Below are 1151 nucleotides of genomic sequence, written 5' to 3'. Positions count from 1 at the left end.
GGTTGCGCCGCCTCGAACAACATCTCGACGTCGAACTCATCCACCGCACCAGCCAGGGCGCGCTACTCACCACCGCGGGCAAACACCTGTTGCCGCGTGCCCGGCTGCTCGTCGACGACGCCGACCGATTGCTCGCCGAATCACTGCGGATCGCGCAGCTCAGCGGGACCGTGCGGTTCGCGGCGACGACCGCGCTCCCCGATCGTCTGGTCACCGCGTGTGTCACCGGCTTGCGCGCGGCGGGTGGCAGCGTGGCGACGACACTGGCCACGACCGTCGATCTCGTCGCCGAGGTGCGCGCGGGCATCTGCGATGTGGCGGTGATCGAACATCCGGCGCTGGTCGACGGGGTGGAGGCCGGACCGGTGGTGAAGTTACCGCGCTGGTTGGTGGTACCCGCCGAGCACCGCACCACCACCGCCGAACGACCGACCTTCCCGATGCTCGCCGGACTGCACTTCGCGCATCCACCGCGCGCCGCGAACCCGCCCGCCTTCGACAGCATCATCGACCTGCTGCGGGAACGGGGGCTGGACGCACCCCCGCTCGCGGCTCCCGACGATCGGGCGGTGTTGGCCGCGGTGGCGGCGGGCACGAGTTTCGGCGTCACCGCCACCTCGCCGACGCCGACACCGGGGGTGGCCTGGCTCACGCTGGCACCGCAGTCGATTGCCCTGCGGATCAGGGTAATTCGCAGAGCGGACGCGGGAGCGCATGCCGATGCGCTGGACCGGGTGCTGTACCGGGAGCGGCTGCGATGAGTGTGTTCGACGCGGCGAGGGACGGCATGACGGAATCGGCGAGTGCCCGGATCCGTGCCGTGTTCGCCGATGCGGGCTGCGTCGGCTGGTTGCACGCCCGGCGCTGCGATGGGTCCGCCGGCGAGATCTCCGTCGGTGGGCACGAGCGGGTGGTGATCGCGTCGGTCTACAAACTGCTGCTGCTGGCAGTGTTCTTGCGACAGGTCGACCACGGCCTGATCGACCCCACCGGCCGGCTCACCATCGATCCCGCCGACTGCACGCCGGGCCCTACCGGACTGGCGGCACTCCATGATCCGGTCACGCTGAGCCGCCGCGATCTGGCGGCATCGATGATGACCGTGTCCGACAATGCCGCCGCCGATGTCCTGCTCGGCGAGGTCGGTCTCG

2 protein-coding genes are annotated in these 1151 nt (G+C 70.4%); both read left to right on the top strand.

Translation table 11 applies throughout. The annotated features are described in order from the left end of the window. The coding region (locus ACFWDO_RS21435) for a LysR substrate-binding domain-containing protein (protein WP_380347207.1) at positions 1-761 on the top strand (761 nt) is incomplete at its 5' end. Beyond that, positions 758-1151, top strand: a 394-nt coding sequence (locus tag ACFWDO_RS21430; RefSeq protein WP_380347204.1) for a serine hydrolase, incomplete at its 3' end; no start/stop codon positions are given. The genes ACFWDO_RS21435 and ACFWDO_RS21430, both read left to right, overlap by 4 nt.

The sequence above is a fragment of the Isoptericola sp. NPDC060185 genome (assembly GCF_042728595.1).
Lineage (GTDB): Bacteria > Actinomycetota > Actinomycetes > Actinomycetales > Cellulomonadaceae > Isoptericola.
Note: the sequence above shows the minus strand (reverse complement) of the source record. Positions and strands in the feature narration are given on the sequence as shown.